This window comes from uncultured Anaerotruncus sp. (genome assembly GCF_902490045.1).
GTDB lineage: Bacteria > Bacillota > Clostridia > Oscillospirales > Ruminococcaceae > Anaerotruncus.
On the sequence record NZ_CABUCJ010000191.1, the window covers coordinates 1 to 2,682 of the forward strand.

Sequence of the window (2,682 nt, forward strand, 5' to 3'; positions counted from 1 at the left end):
GGCGGGCCAGGAGGGTGCAGGTCTTGCCCGCGCCGATGAAGATCACGTCACCGTCGTCGACGAGCCGCGCGGCGGCCTGCGCGATCCGGTTCTTCTCGTCGTAGCAGGGGTCCTCCTCCCGCGTGTCTTCTGGGCACCCGGCGGCGGGCTGGTCCCGCTTGAGCCGCGCCGCGCCGTGGGTCTTGAGGACAAGCCCACGGCTGCACAGAGCGTTCAGGTCCCTGCGGACGGTCGCGATGGAGGCCCCGGTCACCTCCTGGAGCGCCGCGGTCGGCGTGACGCCGTGCGCCGCGAGGTAGTCCAGGATGCGTTCTTCCCGTTCGGCTGCATACATCATTGATCCCTGCTTTAAAACATGATTGATTGTGTCTATTATAGCACCGGAAAAGAGTGGAATCAATCCAAAACAATCAAAAATTTTCAATAAAATCACAAGCAATCAAAATAAAACAGAAAATCCCCCAACCGCATGGGCGGTCGGGGGATTTTTAGTGTGTCTATAGCTCTTCGGGCTTCGCATCCGCGAGGTCGATATACCCCGTCACGTTCTGCGCGATGGGGGTGCGGCCAACGCGCGCCGCGCTGTTGGTGATCCGCAGCCTGCCGTCCACGGCGATTCCGTCGTAGACCCAGTAGCGTCCGCTGATGGTGGCCGAGCGTGTCTGCGCCGTGGCGCTCGCATAGAGCGGAACGCCGTAGAGCAGCAGCGCCGTCCCGGCGGCCGGGACCTCGGGCGGAACGGGCATACCCTCTTCGTCTCCGTCCTCCGCCGCGTAGTCGCGGAAGGAGACATCGAGGTCGACATACCCGGAGATGCCGTCCACCAGCCCGCGGGAACTGTGCTGCCAGAGGTCCACGCCGCCTTCCAGCGAGGGCTTTTGGCTGCTCCAGTCCGCCACCCACCGCTGATAGGGCTTCAGCTCCCGGAGGTCGAGCATCGTCTCAAACCAGTAGAGGCTCGAGTAGACCGCGGGGATGAGGCCGCCCTGCTCCACCCTGCCGCAGAACGCCAGCGCGAGCTCCGTGCGCTGGTCGGTGGTCAGCGCGTGCTGTCCGGGGCTTTCCATATCCAGTGAGGCAGGATAGACGAGCTGGTAGGGCTTTGCCAGCTCCAGCAGAAACGCGGCTTCCTCTTCGGCCTCGCCCGTTGTGACGGCCCGGCTGTAGAGGTAGGCCCCTACGGGGATTCCCTGCGCGGCAGCTCCCTCCATGTTTCTTTTGAAATTCGGATCGGCCGCGAGGCCGTAGCCCGCGCGGACCATAGCAAAGTTGACGCCGCCGGCCTTTACACGGGCCCAGTCGATCGCTCCCTGCCAGACGGAGACGTCGATTCCATTTATAGCAGTCATTTGAAGACCTTCTCTCGTGGATTCAGATGGGGAAACCTCCCCGGATATCCTATGCTCCGGCGGCGGAAGAGGTTCCCGGACGAAAGAACATGGAGGCATTTTGAGACTTAAAATAGAAAAAATCGATCAGAATTAATAAATTTTGTGACCAAATAAGAGGGGCATTAAAAATCCGTGAACAGAAAAGATTTTTTTAGAGTAGACTGGAAAAATCATATTGCGGCAGCTGGAAAATAATGATATAATCCCAATATATTGGTAACATATTATAATCAAATTTTATAAAATATTTAAATATAAAAATTATTTTTACCGATTTTAGGGGAATTTATTAAAATATGAAAACAATTATTGGATAAATAATTGGTAACAAAATTTTGGAATAACAGAAGATTTTTTCTGAAAAGTCTTCTTTCAGAAATGACCGGCAGGCGTCGGAGGAGGGGCGAAACATGAAATCTTTCGCGTACAATGGGAGAAAAGCATGGAAAAGATCGGTCGCACTGTTACTGACAGCTCTGATACTGATCAGTGCGACGTCGGTTTTTTCATACGCGGAAATGATGGACGGCAGTTCGGACGGAGCGGGGACCACCAGTACCGTTTCCGAACCGGAGAAGCCGTCCGCGCCCACGGAAGAGAGTAAACCGGAAGCGGAAGAGCCCACGGAGAGCGGCTCGACTGGCGGTGAAAGCCCGTCGGAGGAACGGCGGCACAACGAGGACGACAAGGGCAGCACGGACGAATACAGCCTGACGGTGACGCAGGAGGAAATCTTCACGGAGGACGGACTCGCGGTGGAGATCACGGCGGTATCGACCTTCCCGTTCACGCGGAACCTGCATATTGAAGCGAAGGACGGCGGGAAGGCCGAGGGCGCGACCGAGGGCGACGAGAAGGTCACGGGCGACCCGGAGGCGAGCAATTCCGAAGCCAATTCGGAAGCGGACAGCTCGGAAGCCGGCTCGGAAACAAGCTCTGCGGAAAGCAGCGTCCCGGAGGAGCCCGCAAGCTCGGAAGAGGCGGGCTCGGATGTGAGCAGCGTCCCGGAAGAGCCGGCATCGAGCGAAGAGAACAAGCCGGAGGAAGCGCCCGAGAGCGGCCAACCGGAAGAAAACAACAAGCCCGCAGAGGAGGCCCCTTCGGAGAGCCCGGAGGAGGAAACGACAGCCAGCGCGATGAGCAGCCTGGCGGAAGCGGCGGCGATGGCGCGTATCAATCTGGTGCGGGTGCTGTCGGCGGATATCACGGCGGATGAGTTGACGGGAAGCAGCAAGCCGGCGGACGACCCGGCGGCGAATACGAGCACCGAGGAGGAGAAAGCCCCTGCCCC

At 58.4% G+C, this 2,682-nt stretch carries 2 protein-coding genes and 1 pseudogene; 1 reads left to right on the forward strand and 2 read right to left on the reverse strand.

The features are described 5' to 3' along the window. The coding region (locus RDM88_RS12520; protein ID WP_308755157.1) for a DeoR family transcriptional regulator at window positions 1-334 on the reverse strand (334 nt) is incomplete at its 3' end. A 163-nt stretch (window positions 335-497) separates the two neighbouring features. Continuing rightward, window positions 498-1,349 carry a glycoside hydrolase family 25 protein gene (locus RDM88_RS12525; protein WP_308755158.1) on the reverse strand — a complete coding sequence of 284 codons (852 nt, stop codon included), beginning with the start codon at window positions 1,347-1,349 and terminating at the stop codon, window positions 498-500. Between the two features lie 452 nt (window positions 1,350-1,801). Here RDM88_RS12525 and RDM88_RS12530 point away from each other — a divergent pair. After that, window positions 1,802-2,682: pseudogene (locus tag RDM88_RS12530) on the forward strand (hypothetical protein); the annotation flags it as partial.

What these genes read in the sequence shown, in the direction of transcription:
- RDM88_RS12525 (WP_308755158.1), bottom strand. Translation starts at nt 1,349, where the DNA reads ATGACTGCTATAAATGGAATCGACGTCTCCGTCTGGCAGGGAGCGATC.